The sequence below is a fragment of the Paenibacillus xylanivorans genome (genome assembly GCF_001280595.1).
GTDB classification, from domain to species: Bacteria; Bacillota; Bacilli; order Paenibacillales; family Paenibacillaceae; genus Paenibacillus; species Paenibacillus xylanivorans.
The window spans coordinates 202,269-224,736 of the sequence record NZ_LITU01000065.1; the positions used below are offsets into that span (position 1 = coordinate 202,269).

Here is a 22,468-nt window from a genome sequence, read left to right on the forward strand (position 1 = left end):
CTGACAAGGTGCAAGAGGTGAAATATGAGGAAGCTGTTATGGATTAGTTTAAGTTTGATTGTGTGCGTACTGGTTAGTGTATTCTTCTGGAATGATATTTTTGGATATAAAACGTTAGAGAAAGCTGTTCAGTCTACTTGGAAATACCCCCTTCAAGTAGTTAATGTAGATCAGCAAAATGAACTGGTTTTGTCACTGGACCAAACGCAATATGTTTTCGCTGCTTATGAACAGAAGAATGGAAGATATCACTATGATACGGATAGTGAATCAGGCTGGACAGCAAGTTCAGATGTGGGGCCCGCCTTTTTGGTACGAGCGGAGCCGAAGAACAACAAAGGGGATTTTATATGGGGCGCTTTATATTCCGATACGCCTGTACACAAGTTTAAGATTGAATATACAAACGGTGAAACTCAGGAGGTTGAGTCCAGCAATAATACGTTTATCATGAGAATGCCGGAAGCCTACCAGAGTGAAGACGAAATGATGTTAATGACAACGTTTACGAATGTGTACGCACTTGATGAAGAGAACAATTTAATACAAGCTTATAATTTGAATTGATTATGTTATCGAGTTTTAAAATGTAACGAATAAAGATAGATAAGATGTACATCAGGAGGCATTATGAAACAAACCATAAAAAGCGATGAATTAATCATTGATTGCAAAGATATTTATTTGCGCGAGTATCGACCTGAGGATTTGGAGAAATTACAGGAAATCACCTGGCAACCCGAGGTTTACGAATTTTTGCCGGGATGGAATGCTACGGTTGAAGAGAGAGCACTTTGGCTCACTCAATACGAAATTCCCGAGAATCAAAATTTTAAACAAGCTGTTTTGGCGGGTGGGGACATTGGGGACCTCTATTTACGTTTGGCTATCGTACTCAAAGAAAATGATGAGTTCATAGGATGGTGCTGCTCGGGGATCAAGGATGAACTGCCAGCGCCCAATCGGGAGATTATGTACGGCATTTCGAAACATTTCCGGAACCGTGGCTATACAACGCAGGCAGTACAAGGAATAACACAGTATTTATTTGATAATACAAACGTTGAAGTGTTGAATGCCATCGCTCTATTAACGAATCAGGCATCCAATAAGGTAATACAGAAATGCAATTTTGAATGGCTGAATTTGATCGAAATCGAGAATGAATCTTACAACCATTACCAACTACGGAAGTAGCAACAATAATTCTCGATACAGATGCACCATGTACCAATACACCAATCCGATACGAAACGAATAACCCTTTCATTTCTCCGCTGAATGAAAGGGTTATTCGTCATGTGATAGGAGCCGCAATAAAACGAAAAGCTGCATCTTGTGAGCCTCGTTCAGTTTAGGCTTCACCCTCTGCCAATGGCAGTAAAATCGTAAATTCTGTTCCTGCGCCGATCTGGCTGCGTACTGTAATTTTCCCGCCATACGACTCTACAATTGAACGGGTGATGGCAAGGCCAAGACCCGCGCCACCTTGTTTTCTCGAACGGGAAGAGCTTGTGCGGTAGAAACGTTCAAAGATGTGAGGGAGATGTTCCGGTTCAATCCCCGAGCCGTTATCTTTTACCGTTAACTCAGCTTTATGCTGAACGGCATATAACGTGATGCTGATGGTTCCCTGATCTGAATCGGTGTGCTGTACTGCATTGTGGAACAGATTGAGTACAACCTGCTTCAATTTGTGAGCATCAGCCATAACATGCACTTCAGCAGTCAGGTCGAGATGAACTTGTCTTTCATGAGCCATCATGACCAGCTGTGGCTGCATTTCGAGCAGCAAACTGTCGAGTTGGATGACTTCCTGCTCCTGATGAGGCGCCTGGTCCATCTTGGTCAGCATCAGCAGATCCTCTACGAGTTTGTTGATCCGGACGGATTCACCATACATGCTGTTCAATGCGGCATATAATTGTTCGCTGTTGGAGGCTGCGCCGCGCTTGAGCACCTCAATAAATCCGTGAATGGAGGTAAGAGGGGTACGCAGCTCATGGGAAGCATCAGACAGAAAACGCTGCATCTGCTCTTTCGACTCCCGCTCTGCTTCAAATGAGTCTTCCAGCCTTTCGAGCATGCCGTTAAATGAAAGTGCCAGTTGATCTACTTCCTGTTGTCCCTGCACCGCAGGAAGGCGTTCGGCCAGACTGCCTGCATCGATTCGTTGCACCGTGTCTACCATGCTGGATAAGGGAATCAGTGTCCGGCGAAGTGCCTTGGTGTATAGAATGAGTCCAGCGACCATAGCCAGCAGGGATAACATCAAGAAGATCAGAAGCTGTTTCACGATCAGATCTTTTAGCGGTTTCGTAGGCGTGCCCATCTGCACCATGGGTAAGCCGCGATTACGTGGTCCCGGTGAGGAGAAAACGATTAACTGCTCATTGCCCTGGTTATCCGTTACAATCCGGTATGGAACATGTTGCTTATCGTTGATCTGATCTGTAATGTTCTCATATTCAACGGATGTCAAGCGAGGAGCGGTCAGACCGTCTTCACCAAAAATGTCCTCGAAGCCACTTTGATTATCAAATAAGGCCAGTGAACGATCCGGAATGTACAAGAAACGATTACCTGATCCTCTTGGATCTGATCCGGATTGTCCGCCAAAAGGATTATTTGTCGTACCACTTCGTGAAGACGTTCCGAGCCACACAGGGGGCATGGACATGAGCTGCTCTTCCATGGTTTTCGCCTGGTTACGATACAGAAAGCTTTCCATAATCCAGAATTGAAGAATACCAATTAACAATAACAGAGCAGCCAGAATGAACAGGGAGCGCGCGAGTAATTGAGAGCGAAGCGAACGTGGCGATACCCAGCGATGCAGCCATGCCCAAGGAAGATTATCCTTCAATGGTAAAGACCCCATTAGAGATCCACCCTGTATCCGACACCTCGAAGGGTACGAATGAGTTTATGCTCTTTATCCCCCAATTTGTCACGCAAGGAGCGAACGTACACCTCCACAATGTTTTCTTCTCCACCAAAATCATACCCCCACACACGGTTCAGAATGGTCGCTTTACTCAGGACAATGCCATGATTAAGCACGATGAATTTTAAAAGTTCATATTCGGTAGGAGACAACTCCAGAATCTGATCGTGATAGGTAATCTCTTTGCGCTGATCATCGATTCGGATTGGCCCATGAGTCACCGCCCCGATTAATAATGGAAACTGATTACGAAGCCTTGCCTGAATCCGTGCAAGCAGTTCATCGAACGCAAATGGTTTAATCATATAATCGTCGGCACCAAGCCATAGGCCTTTGACGCGATTCTCGACTTCATCTTTGGCTGTCAGCATGATCACCCCGATCTGAGCGCCGCTCTTGCGCAGACGCTCAACAACCTCAAACCCATCCATCTCTGGCATCATGACATCCAGAATGGCCATATGTGGACGGAAATCAAGTGCCAATTCAAGCGCAGCGGCTCCATCGGGGGCTGTACGTACATCAAAGCCTTCATTGCTTAGTCCAAGCTCCAGAAATTGCAAAATATGTGGTTCATCATCTGCCAAAAGTATTTTAATGCCAGTACTCAGCTTCATAAGCAGGCGTTCCTCCCCGTTAAATCCATCTATTACATACCCTCAATTTTACAGGTCTATATGCTATATTATCGCTCGCCAAACTGAAAATTAGCTGAAAAGTTTGCAAGTTATCCTCAGGCAACATTCAGCGGGCACTCATCCCAGTTTTACTTTGGCATGCCACAATAGTAGACATGAAGAACTTGAAGGAGTGATTGAGATTGAATAACGCCAAACGAAGGATTGATCTTGTCCTTCTGCCGATTGTTTTACTGGCGGCATTTCTGAATGGGTACGGCATCTGGAACGATCAATATGCCAATTCCTATTATACGACCGCCGTTGGGAGCATGCTGAGAAACTTCCATAATTTTTTCTACGCATCGCTTGACTCGGCTGGTTCGGTAACGGTAGACAAACCACCGGTTGTCTTCTGGATTCAAACCGCTTTTGCTTACGTTTTTGGATTGCATGGATGGAGTGTTATTTTACCGCAAGCATTAGCGGGGATCGGTTCGGTGCTGCTGATTTATTTCATGGTCAAGCCTACATTCGGACTTGGCGCGGCGCGAATCTCGGCACTTGCGATGGCAACCGTACCAGTAGTGGCTGCGGTCAGCCGTACCAACAACATTGACAGTATGCTGGTCTTTACGCTGCTGTTGGGTTCATGGTTTTTATTCAAGGGAAGCAAGCAAGGCAGTACATGGCGTATCCTGATTGCTTTTGCACTCATTGGACTTGCTTTTAATATGAAAATGCTGCAAGCATACATGATTCTTCCGGCTTTCTACTTGTTCTATCTGCTTGCATTCAACGCCAAGTGGAGAAGAAAAATCATCTTGCTAATCGGAAGTACGGCAGTGTTGGCAGTCGTTTCCTTATCCTGGGCAGTCACTGTGGATTCTATACCGACAGATGAACGGCCTTATATCGGCAGCAGTGAAACCAATTCGGTACTGGAGCTGGCTTTTGGATATAACGGCTTATCTCGTCTCACGGGACAACAGAACAGATCAGCGAATGCAGGCATGCCAAACGCCTCTGATGAAGGCAAGGACCGTGGCAACGCAACTTCCCAGACATCAGCATCCGATCAGTCGGGCAGCGGCTCGGCTTCAACAGGCAATCTACCTGGAAACGGTGAAATGGGTGGAATGAACGGAATGACTTTCCCGGGCGGTCAGTTGCCAAACGGTGGCGAGATGCCTAATGGAAGGGATTTGGGAGGTAGCAATGGTGGCGGTGGAGGCATGGGCGGCATGTTTGGCACGGGGGAAAAAGGTCCTCTGCGGTTATTCCAAACTGAACTGTCCGGTCAGGCCAGTTGGCTTTTGCCGATTGTGTTGCTTGGCTGCATTGCCATTTTTGCAGGGTTAAGACGAAGAAATATAACCGATAAGCATAGGGAAGCTTTGTTCTGGCTGGCTTGGCTGCTTCCGGTAGCTGCTTTCTTCAGTGTGGCTGGTTTCTTCCATCAATATTATCTGATCATGCTCGCACCTCCGATAGCGGCATTAACCGGAGCAGGATTTAGCGCAATGTGGACGGCTTATCGTGAACGCAATGGCTGGCAAGCCTGGTTGCTTCCATTATCCGTGCTGCTTACGACCGTCTTCGGCTGGTATATCATGCAGGTGTATAACGAGACTATCGGGGCAGGTTGGTCCCTAGGTGAATTAATTGCAGGCATCCTGATAACGGTTATTCTGATTGTGATGCTTAATCGTTCACACCCATGGAAACAGGGTTTGATTATCACAGGCTTCATGGTCATGCTGATCGGTCCGACCTATTGGGCATTCACACCTATTACGTATGGAGGCAACAGCATGATTCCTGCGGCTGGACCTACTGGTTCCAATGGGATGTTCGGTGGAATGGGCATGGCTATGGGAGATAGACAAGGTGATCGCAATGGTGGCGGTATGGGTATGGCTCCGCCGAATGCATCAGATGACACCCCACAGGATCTCCCATCGTCCGATGAAGCTGACCCTAACAATGAGGGCATGGGAACACCTCTGAATTCAGGAGGAAGTATGAATGGTGGGGGAGGAATGCCTACGACAGGTGGTCGAGGTGGAGCGGGAAACCGCAACGAAGAAGTGGACACCACAACACTGAATTATCTGAGAGAGCATAACACAGGTGAAACCTATCTCTTCGCAACGACGGACTATAACCAGGCAGCCCCTTATATCATTGATGAAAATGAAGCGGTCATTACGCTCGGCGGATTCTCGGGCTCAGATCCGGTGTATACCACGGAAAAACTGGAACAACTCGTGAAGAGTGGACAAGTGAAATACTTCATGGTAGGTGGCATGGGCGGCCGAGGCGGCAGTTCTGATATCGGCGACTGGATTAAGGAGCACGGTACGGAGATTCCAACGTCAGAGTGGAAGACGGGTACGGACAGTGGTTCCGGTTTCGGCGGTCAAACGACTTTATATGAAGTGAAATTATAAGAGTGATCCAAATGATAAGCGATATGAACTTGAACAATTCGAACGAAAACAACGGAAAAGGGAGGGAACGAACATGGCTCAAAAGTTCCGTTACAGCATTATCATTCCGATGTATAACGAAGAAGCGGTGATTGAGGAGACCTATCGGCGTCTGAAAAAAGTCATGGGCAGTACGGGAGAGAGTTACGAGCTGTTGTTTGTCAATGACGGCAGCGTGGACCAAAGTGCACAGATGATCCGTGACTACGCCCGCTGGGATGAAAGTGTGAAGCTGATTGATTTTGCACGCAACTTCGGTCACCAGATCGCGATTACGGCAGGCATGGATTATGCAGCAGGCGATGCAGTCGTCATTATTGATGCAGATCTTCAGGACCCTCCCGAGCTGATATTGGACATGATCGCCAAGTGGAAAGAGGGCTATGAGGTTGTCTATGCCCGTCGGACCAGAAGAAGCGGGGAGACCCGCTTCAAGAAATGGTCGGCAAGCCTGTTTTACCGGGTACTGCGAGCGTCGACGGATACGGATATTCCAGTGGATACCGGGGATTTCCGCCTGATGGATCGCAAGGTATGTGATGAGATGAAACGTCTTCCGGAGAAGAATCGATTTGTCCGCGGATTGGTCAGTTGGGTGGGATTCCGCCAGACAGCGATTGAGTATGAACGCGATGAACGTTTGGCAGGTGAGACCAAATACCCGCTGAAACGCATGTTGAAGCTGAGTCTGGACGGCATTACATCATTCTCACACAAACCGCTCAAGCTTGCGGGTTACGTGGGTGCTGTTCTGTCCATCGGCGGCTTCATCTATATGCTAAGTGTCATCGCTTCGGCGATATTTACAGATTCAACGATCAAAGGATGGCCTTCGATGGTCAGCATCATGCTGATCTTTAACGGCTTCATTTTGATCATGCTGGGCATTCTTGGCGAGTATGTCGGCCGAATCTATGATGAAACCAAGGCTCGCCCGCTATACATCGTGAGAGATGTGTATCAGATGGAGAGTCAGACGGGTCAGTCACGGTTAACGGGCAGAGTTGCTCATCATGACTAATCGTCTGGTCACGCTGTTTAAGTTCGGAATTGTGGGCGTCCTGAATACGGCGGTGGATGCAATGGTGTTTACATTGCTCGCTGCCGCAGGCACACCTGCTCTGATTGCCCAGGTGATCTCCTATAGCTGCGGGGTCGTGAACAGCTACTGGTGGAACGGCAGGTGGACCTTCCATGATGCGGGAAGACAGGGCAAGAAAAACGAAATTATGCGTTTTGTAATCACCAATCTGGTGGTTCTGGCGTTATCCTCTCTGATTCTGTACATCTGCAATAGCACATGGGGTTGGAGCGTTGTGATGAGTAAAATACTGGCGACCCTCTCGGGCATGGGTATAAACTATATTGCCAGTCGGTATTGGGTGTTCCGGGCAGATTCCTCTCGAGGGTCTGACCCTTTATCTGATGCTAATGAAAGGAGTGTTTCATGATATGAGAATTAAAAAAGCAGTCATTCCGGCAGCGGGGCTTGGCACCCGATTCTTGCCGGCTACCAAGGCACAACCCAAAGAAATGCTGCCCATTGTGGACAAACCGGCCATTCAATATATTGTGGAAGAAGCGGTACAGTCAGGCATTGAAAATATCATCATTGTAACCGGACGCAATAAAAAATCAATTGAGGATCATTTTGACAAATCGGTTGAGTTGGAGCATTCCCTCTATGCCAAAGGAAAGCAAGCTCTGCTGAAAGAAGTACAAGCGATCAGCGAAATGGCCAGCATTCATTTTATCCGTCAAAAAGAGCCGCTTGGATTGGGTCATGCGATTGGATGTGCACGTCAGTTTGTGGGTGACGATCCGTTCGCCGTACTGCTTGGGGATGATATTATGGTGTCTGATCCACCGGCACTCGCACAGATGATTCATTTATATGAAAAGACAGGCAGCCAGATTGTTGGCGTACGGCAAGTGCAGGCTGCTGACGTGAGTAAATATGGGATTATTGATTCACAGGGGGCAGAGGATCGGGTTCACCGGATCACCAATCTGGTAGAAAAACCTTCCATTGCAGAAGCGCCCTCCCGAACAGCCGTGATGGGGCGTTACATTCTGAAACCTTCCATATTTCCCATTCTGGATCGAATCGAGAGAGGGGCTGGAGGGGAATATCAGCTAACGGATGCTCTGAAAGAAGTGAGCCAGGTGGAAGAGCTGCTGGCCCTTGAGCTGGAGGGATGCCGCTACGATATTGGTGATCAGTTCGGATATATTCAGGCTATTTTGGAGATCGGACTGATGCGTAAGGAATTGCAGCCCATGCTGACCCCATATCTTCAGCAGCTTGCAACACAGTGGGGATAAGACGTAAGCGGTGTTAAAGATTAAGAATTTCCAACATTGTACAATGGCTCCTGTAACGCTACAATGAGCAAGAAGTTCAAGTTGCTCTTTGAGGAGTGAGGAATCATGAGTGAGACTATCATCAGGGATCTGATTAAGTATATGGATGTGGAGGACAACGCTGCTATTCAATACATTCAGACCGAGCATCGGATGAAACTGGGATTCTTTTGGGGAATTCAGGAAGGCAGCCGCGTTCTGGAAATCGGCTGTGGTCAGGGAGATACAACGGCCGTGCTTGCGCATCTGGTGGGGGAGCACGGGTACGTTCATGGGGTAGATATTGCACCAGAGGATTATGGTGCACCGCTGACCGTGGGTGAAGCGGCAGCCAAGCTGCGGAAATCCCCGCTGGGTGACCGAATTCGAATGGATTATCATTTCGACATTCTAAGTGATCAGGCCCAATTTGCCGAGAATGAGTTTGATGTGATTGTACTTTCTCATTGTTCGTGGTACTTGAAATCTTTTGACGAACTCGCCCAGATTCTCAGCAAGGTAAGGTCATGGGGGCATCAGTTATGTTTCGCCGAATGGGATGCACGAGTTACAGATGTGAGCCAGCTCTCGCACTGGTTATCCGTTCTGATTCAGTCCCAGGTTGAATGCTACAAAGAGAACAGCTTCTCCAATGTGCGCACGCTCTTTACACCGGAGGATATCCAAGAGCTTGTCTCTGCGGCGGGCTGGTCGATAAAGGAAGAGGTTTCAATCCATTCTCCCGAGCTGCAGGACGGTCGCTGGGAAACCGAAATGACACTGGAAGAAGCGCCTGTGGAACTGAAAATGCTTCCGATCCCGGATAAGGTAAAAACCCTCCTTCTTTCCGAATTGAAATTACTTAGGGCACATCATGCCTCGGGGCCTGGAAGTCCATTGGGAACGTATGCCATTGTTGCGAAAAAGCAGTAAAGAAATAGCCATTTGCAGCAAATTATAAGAAAAACGTATATCGACGTACTTTCACAGAAGACAGACCGCGTTTAGCTGAAGTTTTTCTTGCGATAATTGAATTGTTCAGCTCCGCTGAAAACGTATAAATTCCATTATCTAAAAAAATGTGTTTACTTCATGATGGTAATTTTGATATTATAGTCGCAATATCAAATGCGATGAAGAGATGAGTAGATAAAAAGGTTTCTTTCACAGAGAGCTCCGGTAGCTGAAAAGGGGTAAAGAATTTTTTGTTGAATAAAGACTCAGAGCAGCACATCGGAACTTTAAGGATTGAGGGATGGTGTGACAGGAGCTCCTGTTACAGAGCAAGAGTATAAGCGGATACGGCATGATTAAATGCGGTTATCCTTAACTCGAAGAGGTTGGTATGGCGACATATTGGCGAATCTGGGTGGTACCACGAGTGTAACAATCTCGTCCCTGAGACTTTTGTCTTGGGGATGGGATTTTTTGGTTTTTCCGGGATGTTGGCTACACGCTTTGGAAATGCCTGAATAGTGTTTAATAAGGAGAAACTCACACCGAAAGGAAATGATGATTTTATGTCAGCAAAATTGAAAGTCGGTATCGTCGGAGGAACGGGGATGGTAGGCCAGCGCTTTGTAGATCTGCTCAATGGACACCCATGGTTTGAAGTAACTGCAATCTCAGCTAGTGCCAACTCGGCAGGCAAAACATATGAAGAATCCGTTCAAGGCAGATGGAAGCTCGCTGTTCCCATTCCGGAAGCAGTGAAAAACATCATTGTTCAGGATGCTTCCCAAGTGGAAGCTTTTGCGAGCCAGGTTGATTTTATATTCTGTGCAGTGGATATGAAAAAGAACGAAATTCAGGCGCTCGAAGAGGCTTATGCCAAAACGGGAACTCCGGTTGTGTCCAACAACTCGGCTCACCGCTGGACGGCTGATGTACCAATGGTCATTCCTGAAATTAACCCGGGACATCTGGACGTAATTGGAGCTCAACGTAAACGTCTTGGAACCAAAACCGGATTCATCGCGGTTAAGCCAAACTGCTCGATTCAGAGCTATGTGCCTGCACTTCACGCCTTGCGCGAGTTCAATCCAACTCAAGTGGTAGCTTCCACATACCAAGCGATCTCTGGCGCAGGTAAAAACTTTACGGACTGGCCGGATATGCTGGATAACGTGATTCCATACATTGGCGGCGAGGAAGAGAAGAGTGAACAGGAGCCTTTGCGCATCTGGGGCAGCATTGAAAATAATGAGATTGTAAAAGCATCTTCTCCGTTAATTACGACACAATGTATTCGTGTTCCGGTAACGGATGGTCACTTGGCGACCGTGTTTGTATCCTTTGAGAAAAAACCATCCAAAGAAGAAATTCTGGATCGTTGGCTGCAATTCAAAGGTCGTCCGCAAGAGCTGGGTCTGCCAAGCGCTCCGAAACAGTTCATTACGTATTTTGAAGAAGAAAATAGACCACAAACCAAACTGGACCGTGACATCGAGCGTGGTATGGGCGTATCAACGGGCAGACTGCGCGAAGACTCCCTGTATGATTACAAGTTTGTAGGACTATCCCACAACACGTTGCGCGGAGCAGCAGGCGGTGCAGTTCTAATCGCTGAATTGCTCAAAGCTGAAGGATATATTCAGCCGAAATAAACAGGCATTGTGGAAATAGGAAAAGAAGTAATAGAATATTACTGACAGGCTACCCCTTTTAGTAGACAAGAGTAAAGAGACATCTGGAAAGATGAATTTATTTTTGTTGAACAGAGGGGTATTTTTATCTCAATACAAGCCGCTTTGGTTATGTATTTGGATGACATTCGTTACTATACATATCTGTTACAAGGGAAAGAAGGGATCTGCTTATGTCGTTACAATTATCATCCTATGAAGGGCAAAGGGCTGTTTTTCTAGGAGACAGCATAACTTTCGGATATGGACTCCAGGAAGGGGAACATCCGTATCCGGAACTGGTTAGCAGAGCATTGGGATTTGAATCCTATGAGAATTATGGCATTTCGGGAAGCAGTGTGGCGGACGGCGGGTTTGAACCAATGTGTAACCGCATTGGGCAGATGCACGCGGAAGCGGATGTTGTCTTTTTCATGGGCGGAAGAAATGACTTCTCCAGCGCTATCCAACCAACCTGATCGGTTTTCTTACTCCTCTCCATGGATCAAGTGAAGCAGTACCTGAAGATTTGCCGAATACGGTAACCGGTCGGATATACAGTGACTATGTATCTGCGATTAGAGAGGTCGCTTCTCTGTACTCCATACCGGTTTGTGATCTGTGGGACATTGCTGGAATCCAGCCGCTATTGTCGGTTCACAGCGATTTATATTTTACAGGCGATAACGGAGTACCTAATGGGCTCCATCCCAATCAGGCCGGACATGCAAGATTAGCCTCCAGAATCGTGGGCTTCCTGAATACGTTGTGATACCTTTTGAATTTGTGTGAGGAAAATGGAACAAATTGAACTGGGACCTGTAGGGCAGGCACTTTAATCATAAGTGCACTCACTTATATTGCAGGTCCTTTGTCTATTGGAGATTCGAGATAAGTTATAAAAAATATATGTCAAAACTAATATGGTAAATATTACATTGTAAATTCATGAGATTTCCGGTATTTTTATTAACGGCAAACGTTTCTTCTTAAATTAGAAGTAGATTGTCTTAGCAGGTAGCAATTGAAATGGAGAAGAAAGGAGGAAGAAATATTATGTCAGAAGTTGCTAGTCAAAGAGTACATAAACCAGGACCACCGCCAGTAAGTTTCGGTAGTTGGATGCTCACGTTGTTCCTTATGATGATTCCGCTTGTAAACATTATTATGTTGTTTGTTTGGGCATTTGGAGATTCGAATCCTTCGAAAGCCAATTATGCCAAAGCATCGTTGCTGTGGGCAGCGATCGGGATTGTTGTGTATATTCTTGTGTTCGTAGTCATCATTGGAACTGGAATTTCACTCTCGGATTACTAGGTTTATGAATGTGTAGCTTGATATCAGTTTGAACCAAAAAAGCGCCGACAATAATGTCGGCGTTTTTTGATTTGTTTATTTCTACTAGGCTGCAGAGGTCTTATCAGCATTGTGAAGAGTCTGCGAACGGCGGCCGAGCAGGTATCCTGCAAGCGAAGCCAACATCTGCTGAAATACCATACCGAGTACAACCGGGACGGCAACCGGTGGAGGGAAATACGATACGGCAAGCACCGCTCCCGCACTAATATTGCGCATGCCTCCGTTGAACACAAGTGCGACCTGATCGGCTTCATTCCAACCGAGCAATCGGGCAATGAAGTAACTCAGTGCATAGCCAAACGAAGCGAGGAAAATGATGATGGCTGCGAGACCCGCCAATCGCCAATTAAAGTCAGCCAAATATGGAGCAACGACAGAGCCGTTTATAGCGACAACAGCTGCCATAAACAATTTGGAGAACGGATTCAGTCTGGGTCCCCAAACGGGGACAATACCACCTTTGGTCCACTCATTCAGCAGCATACCGAGCAAAGAGGGAACAACGATCATCCAGAACAGACTGCTCATCATGGCTGCTATATCCAGCGATACGCTAGTGCCAATCAGCAATGATAACACACCGGGTACAACGAAAGGAGCAAGCATCGTGTCAATCAGGATAATCGAAAGTGTCAGAGCAATATTGCCCCGGTAGATACTGACCCAGATAAAGCTGCTCACACCTGTTGGAATAACGGCAGCAAGAACAAGGCCCGTTATTGTGTAGGCATCCGTTGGGAAGACCAGGTGACCCATGCCCAGAGCAATCAGTGGCATCGCCAGATGTAAAATAAACAGGCAAACAAACAGAGGAAAAGGCTTCTTCAGCACGTTCACAAAATCCCGTATCCCGAGACTGATGCTTCCAGCAAACGTCATAAACGCAAAAAGCCATGGTGACAAAAAAGTATAAGAAGAAAGAAGACTCCCGCAAAGAACGCCAATAATAATGCTGATTGGGGTAATCAGTGGCATGATGCGGTTCAAGCGTACATTTAAGGCCTGAAGCATATTCATGACATCCCTTTACCGTATGATTCCTTTATTATACATGTTAATAACGCTGAATGCAGACCCATTTGCAATGAAGCACACCCAGCAGTTATGATGGATTTTGGAGGAATACTCTAATTTTGAGTAGGGGAGATGATTGTGATTAAATGGAAAAGAAAGCAAGCATGGATGATGACAGGCCTCATTGCGTCAAGTATTCTAGTGATCTCAGCCTGTTCCGTCGTGGAGCAAGCGAATCAGAGTTTGAATTACGTTAGTGGGGCTACTGAATATATAGAGCAAGTATCAAGCGCTGGCACTGAATTGCAGCAACTCGCTTCAGGAGCGATGAACAACCCGGAATTGACAACTCAGGTTCAGGAGAAAATTGATCAGATTCAGGCGGAAGCAAGTGAATTCTCTCAGCTCACAGCACCAGCCATAGGTGAAAGCATTCATGAGAATCTGGTCAGTTATAATAATCAATTAACCGAAGTAGTGGGTCAATTCGAGAACACGCTTGCAGAGCAGGGCTTTACGGCAGAAAACTGGGAGAAGACAGGAATTCCCGAATTAATCACCAATATTAATGGTTTAAAAGATCCGTTAAGCGGGCTTGGAAATAATTGAAGAATTGAAGCAACTGTTACAGCTCCAGTTATAGTCATTTGTAAGCTATATCTGTGTCATCCTAAAAAAGGACGATATACCGAAGTGTTTTTTACCTTTCGGGAATATCGTCCTTTTTCGTATTGTTTTATCTTTCAAATACTTTTTACATGTATTAGATTCTTTGCTTAAACGTGTTCAGGAGGAAGATTTGCCACGAATTTTGGAGCTTAAATCTTCAATCTGTTCATCCAGAACGTTTCCTGCTTTACTCAGAAACCCTGTAATAAGCTCCAGCTCTTCCTCTGTGTATATGGAAGCTAGATTAACCATAGCCGCATGAAGAGTGAGGTATGTGCTGCTGACCTCTTCCTTGTTTTCGTACAAAGGCACAATGATGACTTTGCGGCGGTCATTGGGGTCATTTTCCCGGCGCACAAAACCGTTCTTCTCAAGCCTGTCTATTAATGTCGTGACACTTCCTGTGGCCAGGCCGGTAAGTTTTGACAGCTCGCCTGCAGTGATTGGACCTTTCTCACGCAGGATATCCACCGATATGAAATCGTTATTGTACAAGCCCAAAGAAGCAGCCACATGCTGCTGATACAACACGGTTCGGGTACCAAGGCTCCGCATTCGCAAGGTTAAAATTTCCTGCATTTCTGTAGGTTGCTTGTGTTTTTCAGTTGACAAAAAATAAACCTCCTCTTAAGATGACATATATCTTGATTATCAAGATATTAGATTAACAAGATAATTGATTTTGGAGATACTAGATCGACGTATGATTAAATTCAACTTATTTTAACGAACTCTGTACTTATTTGCAAAGGGGACGATCGGTTTTGAGAGACAGCATAATGATTAAAGGTGCACGGGAGAATAACCTGAAGAATATTTCACTTTCGATTCCGAAGTATAAGCTGGTTGTTCTAACAGGTCCATCCGGCTCCGGAAAATCCACACTGGCAATGGATACCCTTCAGCGAGAATGCCAGAGACAATACATGGAATCAATGGGATTAACATCGGATTCGATCAGCAAACCAAAGGTGGAGTCTATCACAGGTCTTTCTCCATCCATCAGCGTAGGACAGCACATTACCAACCGGAATCCACGCTCTACGGTAGGAACGGGGACAGACATTTACACTTATGTCCGTTTCATTTTTTCCAGACTTGGAGAGCGTATATGTCCATCCTGTAGCGGCACCATTTCTCCAACGTGGGAAGCGGCTGGTCATCTAACCGAGGAAGACGAATACATGAGTCATCAAACAATTAATTGCCCACATTGCAATGCCGTACTTGAGAAGCTGGGCATGTCACACTTTTCGTTCAACAAACCGGAGGGTGCCTGTGAAGCGTGCAGCGGTCTTGGTCATGTGGCGTCAATCAACGAAGCGGCTGTATTCAATCCGGAGCTTAGTGTGCGGGATGGAGGTGTAGCTTCGTTAAATGGTGTGCATCGGGATATCCAGATCCGAATTCTGGTTGCAGCTGGAAAGCATTTTGGATTCGGATTCGATCCGGATCGTCCGTTGAAGGAGCTTGGTGAAATCGAGCGGGATTTGCTGTATTACGGCGTCGATAGCGAAGAATTCAAACAGCATTACCCGAATATCAAGCCCATCCAGGGAACCAAGTTCGAAGGTGTGATTCCCGGGTTGTGGCGACGTTATAAGGAAAAGGAAGGAGAAGGTGGTGGAACGGAAAAAGACGGACGTTTTTTTCATCAACAAAAGTGTCCCGAATGTCAGGGAGCTCGTTTGAAAAAAGAAGTCCTCTCGGTAAGCGTAGCTGACGCATCCATCTCCGACGTCACCAACTGGTCATTCAGTAAAGTGCTGGAATGGACGGTAGGACTACAAGAGGTGATCTCACCCGAGGCACACCACCTGCTTGATCCAATCCTTCATGATCTGCCCACCAAGTTGAAACGCATTATGGATGTTGGACTGGGTTATCTCTCCATGGATCGTCAAACGGTAACCTTATCTGGTGGTGAAGCCCAGCGATTACGACTTGCATCGCTTCTGGGTTCCGGTTTAACGGGCGTATTGTATATTTTGGACGAACCGACGACAGGGCTTCATCCGAAAGATACCATTGGCCTGATTCGCGTACTTCAGGAGCTTCGCGATCTGGGCAATACGATCCTTGTCATTGAACACGATATTGAGATGATGCGTGCTGCCAATCATGTGATCGACATTGGACCTGGTGCTGGACTCAATGGAGGGATGGTTGTCGGTGAAGGGAGCCTAGAGGATTTAATGACAAGTGAGCTTTCGGTTACGGGAGCCTATCTGAGAAATGAATCTGTAGCTAGTCCCACTTATAACCGAAGAGCAGGTACGGGGCAGCATCTTGTCATTCGGGGAGCGCATTTGCGGAACATTGATATTCCGGTTGTATCTTTTCCATTAGGCACGCTGATCTCCGTAACGGGTGTTTCAGGGTCCGGCAAATCTACGCTTGTATTTGATATCCTCGCACAGGGGATGGAGTCAGACCAGAAACCATCAGGCTGTGAAGAGATGACAGGCATGGAGCACGTCGGTGATATCGTTATTTTTGACCAAACGCCGATGGGCAGAATGCAGCGTTCGAATGTTGCCACCTACACCGACGTATTTACACACCTGCGTCAGCTGTTCGCTGGTTTACCAGATGCCAAGGCACGTAAGCTAACTGCGAAGCATTTCTCGTTCAATACACCCGGAGGGCGCTGTGAAACCTGTCAGGGTCTGGGGGTATTGTCTGTAGACATGAACTTCCTGCCTGATCTGGAGGTAACTTGTCATGACTGTAAGGGCAGACGGTTCATGGATGAGGTGTTACAGGTTCAATACGAAGGCTTCTCGATATCCGATGTACTGAATATGTCAGTGGCCGAAAGTTTGCCTGTCCTGAAAAGTCAGACCAAAATCGCCGATCTCGTCGAGATGTTATGTGAAGTTGGACTTGGTTACCTCCAATGGGGTCAATCCGTCAAAACATTGTCAGGTGGTGAGGGTCAGCGGATTAGGCTGGCAAAAGAACTGAGTAAAAAAACCAAAAAACACACGCTCTATCTGTTGGATGAGCCAACAACTGGCCTTCATCCGTCAGACATTAAGCAACTCCATATTTTACTGGATAAGCTAGTTGAGTCGGGGAATACCGTTGTCGTTGTAGAGCACAGTCTGGAATTGATTCGGGAATCCGATTGGGTTATTGACATTGGTCCAGAAGGCGGTGCTGAGGGTGGCGAGCTGGTAGCCGAAGGTACGCCGGAGCAGGTGGCAGAGGTCAGGGACTCCCATACAGGACAATTTTTGAAGCGCATATTAGCCGAGGGGCTTTAATCAGAACGGATAAGGGAAACGTAATCATGGTAAAAAGCACACTCAACTTCAACAGGGAACTCGGCATGACGTTGGGAATCACGGTATTTGGTATCGTACAAAGTCACGTATTTGCAAGTGAATTGGTCTCCTTTTTTGGCAATGGCAATGGCAGTGAGCACGGTGGTGGGTGGATCTGTGCGATCCCAGCCTGGTCTTAAAACCGGACACACGTGCTGATATTCCGGCGCCAATGTTGGAGCAGATTACAGAAGCATTGTCCTCATCCATCGTTCATACGTTTGTCTGGGCGATCATTCCCGCCGTTATTGCTCTGTTAGCTGCGTGGTTTATGAGCAAGGAAAAATTCGACCCTGCTTCCAAGTCGGATGAATATTTAGCCTCACACTAGCAAGACTATGTAATGGATTTGTGTGCTGGATATGACAATATATTCTTATCAAAGGAGACCTGCGTGATGTCTGAACAAAATGGAAAAGTAATTATTATTACGGGCGGAGCGAGTGGTATTGGTAAAGAAACAGCGCTTCAACTTTCGGATCTGGGTGCAACGATTGTCATAGCAGACTATAACGAAGAGGGTGCCAAAAAGCTTGCATCTGAGATTGAAGCAGGTGGCGGCACAGCCGGAGCATACAAAGTGGACGTGTCCAAAGGGGATGAGATCAAAGTCCTGATCGACTGGACCGTAGAGAAATACGGAACATTGAACGGCATTTTCAACAACGCGGGCATTGGACTTGTGAAGCCATTTCTGGAGATGGACCCGGAATCTTATCACAAAGTAATCGATGTTGACCAGCACAGTGTGTATTACGGCATGTATTATGGCGCGAAGAAAATGGTTGAATTGAATGTACAAGGGACCATTGTAAATACAGCTTCGATCTATGGCAGCATTGCTGCTGTGGGAAGCTTTAACTACAATGCAGCCAAGGCAGCTGTCGTGATGATGTCCAAATCCGGTGCCCTGGAACTTGCCGAGCATGGCATTCGTGTGGTTGGTGTAGCGCCAGGCTTTATTGAAACACCGATTCTGGGAGATGACAGAGCGATGAAGGATGCACTTGCCACCCAACATATGCGTGGAGAGCTCATTCAGCCGGAGAAAGTTGCGAGTGTTGTAACCTTCCTGTTCAGTGACGCTGCCAGTGCAGTGAATGGTACAACGGTTGCAGTAGATGACGGATTCCTTAGCTTCAAAACAAAATAAGATTTGAGCTGTAAGCCAGTCCAGTCTGTCTCCGAAAAATACAAAAAAAACGGTGCGGAACGAATAAATCGTTCTGCACCGTTTTTTTTTGTATCCAATATAAGAAGTGTATTTATTATGAAAATAATTCTATATAGTCATCCCGGTAGTTCAGAGATCATGATACAATAAGCAGGCATGCGTCTTTTATCATTTTGTGGTGTCATAGACAATACGCACACCGAGAGAGCCATAGCTCTCTTCTTTGTAGTGACATTGGGAGCATGTTTTTGTAGCACATAAAGCATCACTATGAACTTGTAATTTTTCGTTGCATAGCGGGCATTTATTTTCAAAAAGAGTCTTCAACACGTTAAACATGCTTAATCACTCATTTCGGATTAATTTACTTGGTTTTAATTATAGCCGATTATTTTAACTGCGTATACTGTTTTTTGCATTATTTTTACACCGCAAGAAAGGAAGAAAAACCGATGGATACTCTGCTTTTTATCATCATGTTTATACTGGGTCTGGTCGGTTCCTTCTTCTCCGGTTTGTTGGGTATTGGTGGAGCCATAATTAATTATCCGCTGTTATTGTATGTACCTTCTCTTATGGGGCTGGAGCCGTTCTCGGCACACGAGGTTTCGTCTATCAGCATGTTTCAGGTGTTTTTTGCCTCACTCGCTGGTGTGATCGCCTACATTAGGAGAACAAGGAATGGAAAAAAGAGCGACGTTCTCATTCATAAAGGCCTGGTGGCTTACATGGGCTCCAGTATTCTTGTTGGGAGTCTGATCGGTGGCTTCATATCCAGTCATCTGAATGGAGAAGTCATCAATCTGATCTATGGCATTCTGGCCATTATCGCGATTGTGCTCATGCTGATTCCTGGTAAGGGAACGGAAGGCTCGGGTGGACAATTGGTGTTTAACACCTATGTTGCGGCCGGAGCGGCTCTTGCTGTGGGGATCGTCTCGGGAATTGTCGGTGCGGGCGGTGCTTTTATATTAATTCCAATCATGCTTACTGTGCTTAAGATCCCTACCCGGACGACTATTGCTTCTTCGCTGGCGATTGTGTTCATCTCTGCAATCGGTGGAGTACTGGGGAAGATTCTGGGCGGAGACATCCCACTGGAGCCCATCATTTATACGGTTATCGGGAGTTTGCTTGGAGCTTCTCTCGGTTCCAAAGTCAGTTCGATGATTAATGTGAGACTGCTTCGGTACGGACTGATGGTTCTTATCGCCATTACAGCAGTGAAGGTATGGTCTTCCATTTTGTGAAAACACATAGGATTGAAGCGTCCATGACGATTTCGTAACCAAACGGATGGAATGCCGTATAAAGGTTATGAACATGAGCTGGCGAATTTGTTGTTGCATGAATTCACCAGTTTTCGTCCATGGAGCACCCTCAAACTCCTTTCATGGATACATGTTTAACATTATGAGAAGTTGAGGTATCCACCCTATGAATAACGTACTCACAGATCAGGCTGATACAGGATATCGGTTGGCTGAGCAGAAGGCCGCTCAGTATTTTACTTCTCTTCATGAACAACTTCTGGATAATACGTATACCATTGTGCTTACGCAAGATATTCACTTATGGCAGAAAAAACATATTCAACCTTTTTCATGGTTATCTTTTTTATCCCCACGTCAAAGAAAACCGGAATCCCGGGATGCTCATAGATATATCCATTGGCTGAATGTTACAGGCAAACTGGATGATTACCTGGATCGCAGTATTTCGTACATTTATATGCGTGATCTGGGGAAAGCGCTGGATTCTTCAGAGACACAGAAGCGCATTCAGCGCGTCGTTCAGGATACCAAAGCATACTTTATGCGTTCGAACACGACCCATAGCAAGGAACAACCGGATTATATCAGTCTGGCTGCCTTATATCGGTGGGCTCAGAAGGAGAATGTGGAAACGGCAGTCATTTGGGTGATTAACAAATTAAAACATGTCGCTTCCAATATCCCCAAAGAACTGGACGCAGAACAGGCGCAGCGCAAGCTGCTCAAGATTATCCTCGGCGTGGTTCTGCATGTGAACGATGATATGAATGATGAGACTCCCCAGGCAGAACGTTCCGAGAGGCTGGACGCTGCAATTCGGCTTGGTTATTCTTACGGACTGACCTATCCGTTTATTGATGACCTGCTTGATTCGCAGGCGTTGACTGCACAAGAGAAGGAACAGTATTCTCTCTTGATTCGGAATGCGCTTCTCACCGGGATCGTGCCGGATATCGGCGAATGGAAGGGAGCCAACCTCAAAGTCATTCAATATGTTCATGCCGAGCTGCGGGAGGCGTTCGAGTATATCAAGAACTACCAGCGCCCTGAAACGCAGCGTACGTTCTTCGAGCAATCCTATGTATTCTTTCAGTCCCAGGAAATAGACCGGGCCAAGAAACTGTCGAACGCGAATTATTCCAATGAAGAACTCTATATCCCGATTATTATTAAATCCTCATCTTCAAGACTCATTGTTCGTTCCGTACTCAGTGCATCGGCGGATGAAGGTTTTGATCTGCGGACGTTCTACTATGGCATATATAATCAGCTCGCGGACGATTTCGCTGATATGTTTGACGATATGGAGGAGGGAGCAGTGACTCCGTATACTTACTATCTGAAGTATCGTGACCTGCGGCCGGATCTGATCAATCCGTATGAACTATACTGGGCGGTTATCTCTTATCTGATTCATGAGGTGTACCATTCGGATGCGAAGACCCGTGAGGTCATACTGGATCGAGCTATTAATGGACTTAAGCGTTGTAAAGAGCGTTTGGGTCAAGAACAATACAATGAAGTGATGAACACCTTTGCCTCAGGACAACCGGAATTCAATCGCCTAATTCAGCAAATGGTGCGAAAAGCCGATGATGTGGATTTCCTGGATAAGTTGCTGCGGGATCAGGTCATCATGCAACTGCAGAATGACAAGCAGGAAAAACAGGATTTTCTGGATACCATTCGCACGGTTCGTGAACAGATCAATATTGAATTACAGATATCCAAGCCGGGCGGACTTCCAGAGATGAAAGGCATACTTATTGATGCAGCGAATTACAGTCTGCAAGGAGATGGGAAGCGGCTAAGGCCGATCCTAACCTGGGTGATGGGTGTGCGTGAATATGGTCTGCATGAATCATCTATCATCCCTCTTCTGAGATCACTGGAATACATGCATACGGCTTCGCTGATCTTTGATGATCTGCCGACCCAGGATAATGCTTCGACCCGGCGAGGTCGTTCCACCTTGCATCAGGTGCACAACAGCGCAACAGCAGAATTGACAGGTTTATTTCTCATCCAAAAAGCCATTGGCGAGCAATCCTCCCTCAATCAGTTTGATGCCGCAACCGTGCTTACCCTGATTCAATATTCGGCTGAGAAAGCAGAAGATATGTGTATGGGACAGGCGATGGATCTGAATGCCAAAGGAAAAACGCTGACCCTAGAACAATTGAACATGATCTGTTTCTACAAAACAGGCATTGCTTTCGAGGCTGCACTTGTGATGCCAGCCATTCTGGCTCAGGTGAAGGGCGTGGAGATTGCCTCCTTAAAGAAGTTTGCGTATCATGCGGGTATCGCTTTTCAAATTAAGGATGACCTGCTGGACCTGGAAGGGGATCATAGGGTACTCGGTAAGCCGGCAGGTCAGGATGTGCGGAACAATAGCTCAACCTTTGTATCCATTCTGGGTGAAGATGGCGCGAAGAAAGAGATGTGGGAGCACTACTGTCTCGCAACCGATGCGCTGAACGAAATGCCAAAGCCGATTTCTTTTCTGAGGCATCTGTTGGATTACATCATTGGACGGGAGCGGTGACATTTTTTTCTGACCAATCCATGCTTCACATGGGTTATAATAAATTAAACGACAATTGCCTGGATTCGATACTTATAG

22 protein-coding genes and 1 other annotated feature are annotated in these 22,468 nt (G+C 46.4%); of the genes, 18 read left to right on the top strand and 4 right to left on the bottom strand.

What is annotated here, in order from left to right; all coding sequences use genetic code 11:
* Positions 1 to 24 precede the first annotated feature (24 nt).
* On the top strand, positions 25 to 567 hold the full coding sequence (locus tag AMS66_RS18200; protein WP_053782144.1) for a hypothetical protein: 543 nt from the start codon (positions 25 to 27) through the stop codon (positions 565 to 567).
* A 63-nt stretch (positions 568 to 630) separates the two neighbouring features.
* Entirely contained in the window at positions 631 to 1,197 is a 567-nt protein-coding gene (locus tag AMS66_RS18205; RefSeq protein WP_053782145.1) for a GNAT family N-acetyltransferase, read from the top strand.
* A gap of 157 nt (positions 1,198 to 1,354) precedes the next feature.
* On the opposite strand, the gene AMS66_RS18210 is transcribed toward AMS66_RS18205, so the two are convergent.
* Positions 1,355 to 2,881: a sensor histidine kinase gene (locus AMS66_RS18210; protein ID WP_053782146.1), complete on the bottom strand. Its 1,527-nt coding sequence runs from the start codon at positions 2,879 to 2,881 to the stop codon at positions 1,355 to 1,357.
* Positions 2,881 to 3,564 (bottom strand): response regulator transcription factor, encoded by a 684-nt coding sequence (locus AMS66_RS18215; RefSeq protein WP_053782147.1) that lies wholly within the window; start codon positions 3,562 to 3,564, stop codon positions 2,881 to 2,883. The genes AMS66_RS18210 and AMS66_RS18215 overlap by 1 nt, the downstream gene beginning before the upstream one ends.
* Before the next feature lie 203 nt (positions 3,565 to 3,767).
* Here AMS66_RS18215 and AMS66_RS18220 point away from each other — a divergent pair, with 203 nt between their 5' ends.
* From AMS66_RS18220 to AMS66_RS18255, 9 genes are all read left to right on the top strand, one after another.
* Positions 3,768 to 6,017, top strand: coding sequence for an ArnT family glycosyltransferase (locus tag AMS66_RS18220; protein ID WP_053782148.1), 2,250 nt, complete (start codon positions 3,768 to 3,770; stop codon positions 6,015 to 6,017).
* Positions 6,018 to 6,090: 73 nt separating this feature from the next.
* The gene (locus tag AMS66_RS18225) at positions 6,091 to 7,077 is read left to right on the top strand and encodes a glycosyltransferase family 2 protein (RefSeq protein WP_053782149.1); all 987 of its coding nucleotides are present in this window, start codon (positions 6,091 to 6,093) and stop codon (positions 7,075 to 7,077) included.
* Positions 7,070 to 7,507, top strand: a complete 438-nt coding sequence (locus tag AMS66_RS18230) for a GtrA family protein (RefSeq protein ID WP_053782150.1) — start codon at positions 7,070 to 7,072, stop codon at positions 7,505 to 7,507. The genes AMS66_RS18225 and AMS66_RS18230 overlap by 8 nt, the downstream gene beginning before the upstream one ends.
* A 1-nt stretch (position 7,508) precedes the next feature.
* A complete protein-coding gene (gene galU / locus AMS66_RS18235) occupies positions 7,509 to 8,381 on the top strand; it encodes a UTP--glucose-1-phosphate uridylyltransferase GalU (protein ID WP_053782151.1) in 873 nt (290 codons plus the stop codon).
* 105 nt (positions 8,382 to 8,486) lie between these two features.
* The gene (locus AMS66_RS18240) at positions 8,487 to 9,332 is read left to right on the top strand and encodes a class I SAM-dependent methyltransferase (protein WP_053782152.1); all 846 of its coding nucleotides are present in this window, start codon (positions 8,487 to 8,489) and stop codon (positions 9,330 to 9,332) included.
* Positions 9,333 to 9,523: 191 nt separating this feature from the next.
* Positions 9,524 to 9,802 (top strand) — a binding site (T-box leader).
* A 117-nt stretch (positions 9,803 to 9,919) separates the two neighbouring features.
* Positions 9,920 to 11,005: an aspartate-semialdehyde dehydrogenase gene (gene asd, locus AMS66_RS18245; protein WP_082350775.1), complete on the top strand. Its 1,086-nt coding sequence runs from the start codon at positions 9,920 to 9,922 to the stop codon at positions 11,003 to 11,005.
* Between the two features lie 212 nt (positions 11,006 to 11,217).
* Complete coding sequence (locus AMS66_RS33860) at positions 11,218 to 11,502, top strand: SGNH/GDSL hydrolase family protein (RefSeq protein WP_144424527.1); 285 nt, start codon at positions 11,218 to 11,220, stop codon at positions 11,500 to 11,502.
* 50 nt (positions 11,503 to 11,552) lie between these two features.
* Complete coding sequence (locus tag AMS66_RS33865) at positions 11,553 to 11,795, top strand: SGNH/GDSL hydrolase family protein (RefSeq protein WP_144424528.1); 243 nt, start codon at positions 11,553 to 11,555, stop codon at positions 11,793 to 11,795.
* A 284-nt stretch (positions 11,796 to 12,079) separates the two neighbouring features.
* Positions 12,080 to 12,340, top strand: coding sequence for a hypothetical protein (locus AMS66_RS18255; protein WP_236703496.1), 261 nt, complete (start codon positions 12,080 to 12,082; stop codon positions 12,338 to 12,340).
* Positions 12,341 to 12,424: 84 nt separating this feature from the next.
* Here AMS66_RS18255 and AMS66_RS18260 read toward each other — a convergent pair whose 3' ends face one another.
* Complete coding sequence (locus AMS66_RS18260; RefSeq protein ID WP_053782153.1) at positions 12,425 to 13,393, bottom strand: bile acid:sodium symporter family protein; 969 nt, start codon at positions 13,391 to 13,393, stop codon at positions 12,425 to 12,427.
* A gap of 141 nt (positions 13,394 to 13,534) precedes the next feature.
* Between AMS66_RS18260 and AMS66_RS18265 the strand changes: the two genes are divergently transcribed.
* A complete protein-coding gene (locus AMS66_RS18265) occupies positions 13,535 to 14,005 on the top strand; it encodes a DUF6376 family protein (protein ID WP_144424529.1) in 471 nt (156 codons plus the stop codon).
* Positions 14,006 to 14,182: 177 nt separating this feature from the next.
* Here the strand turns inward: AMS66_RS18265 and AMS66_RS18270 are convergent, their stop codons facing one another.
* The gene (locus tag AMS66_RS18270; protein ID WP_053782155.1) at positions 14,183 to 14,677 is read right to left on the bottom strand and encodes a MarR family winged helix-turn-helix transcriptional regulator; all 495 of its coding nucleotides are present in this window, start codon (positions 14,675 to 14,677) and stop codon (positions 14,183 to 14,185) included.
* Between the two features lie 152 nt (positions 14,678 to 14,829).
* On the opposite strand from AMS66_RS18270, the gene uvrA reads away from it, so the two are divergent.
* The 6 genes from uvrA (at position 14,830) to AMS66_RS18295 (ending at position 22,390) form a co-directional block, all read left to right on the top strand.
* Positions 14,830 to 17,334 (top strand): excinuclease ABC subunit UvrA, encoded by a 2,505-nt coding sequence (uvrA, locus tag AMS66_RS18275; RefSeq protein WP_053782156.1) that lies wholly within the window; start codon positions 14,830 to 14,832, stop codon positions 17,332 to 17,334.
* Positions 17,335 to 17,360: 26 nt separating this feature from the next.
* Positions 17,361 to 17,534, top strand: coding sequence for a hypothetical protein (locus AMS66_RS32780; RefSeq protein ID WP_160319706.1), 174 nt, complete (start codon positions 17,361 to 17,363; stop codon positions 17,532 to 17,534).
* 32 nt (positions 17,535 to 17,566) lie between these two features.
* Entirely contained in the window at positions 17,567 to 17,725 is a 159-nt protein-coding gene (locus AMS66_RS18280) for a hypothetical protein (protein WP_201782193.1), read from the top strand.
* Positions 17,726 to 17,791: 66 nt separating this feature from the next.
* Positions 17,792 to 18,547, top strand: a complete 756-nt coding sequence (locus tag AMS66_RS18285) for an SDR family NAD(P)-dependent oxidoreductase (protein ID WP_053782158.1) — start codon at positions 17,792 to 17,794, stop codon at positions 18,545 to 18,547.
* A gap of 473 nt (positions 18,548 to 19,020) precedes the next feature.
* Positions 19,021 to 19,818: a sulfite exporter TauE/SafE family protein gene (locus AMS66_RS18290; protein WP_053782159.1), complete on the top strand. Its 798-nt coding sequence runs from the start codon at positions 19,021 to 19,023 to the stop codon at positions 19,816 to 19,818.
* 187 nt (positions 19,819 to 20,005) lie between these two features.
* A complete protein-coding gene (locus tag AMS66_RS18295; RefSeq protein ID WP_053782160.1) occupies positions 20,006 to 22,390 on the top strand; it encodes a polyprenyl synthetase family protein in 2,385 nt (794 codons plus the stop codon).
* Positions 22,391 to 22,468 lie beyond the last annotated feature (78 nt).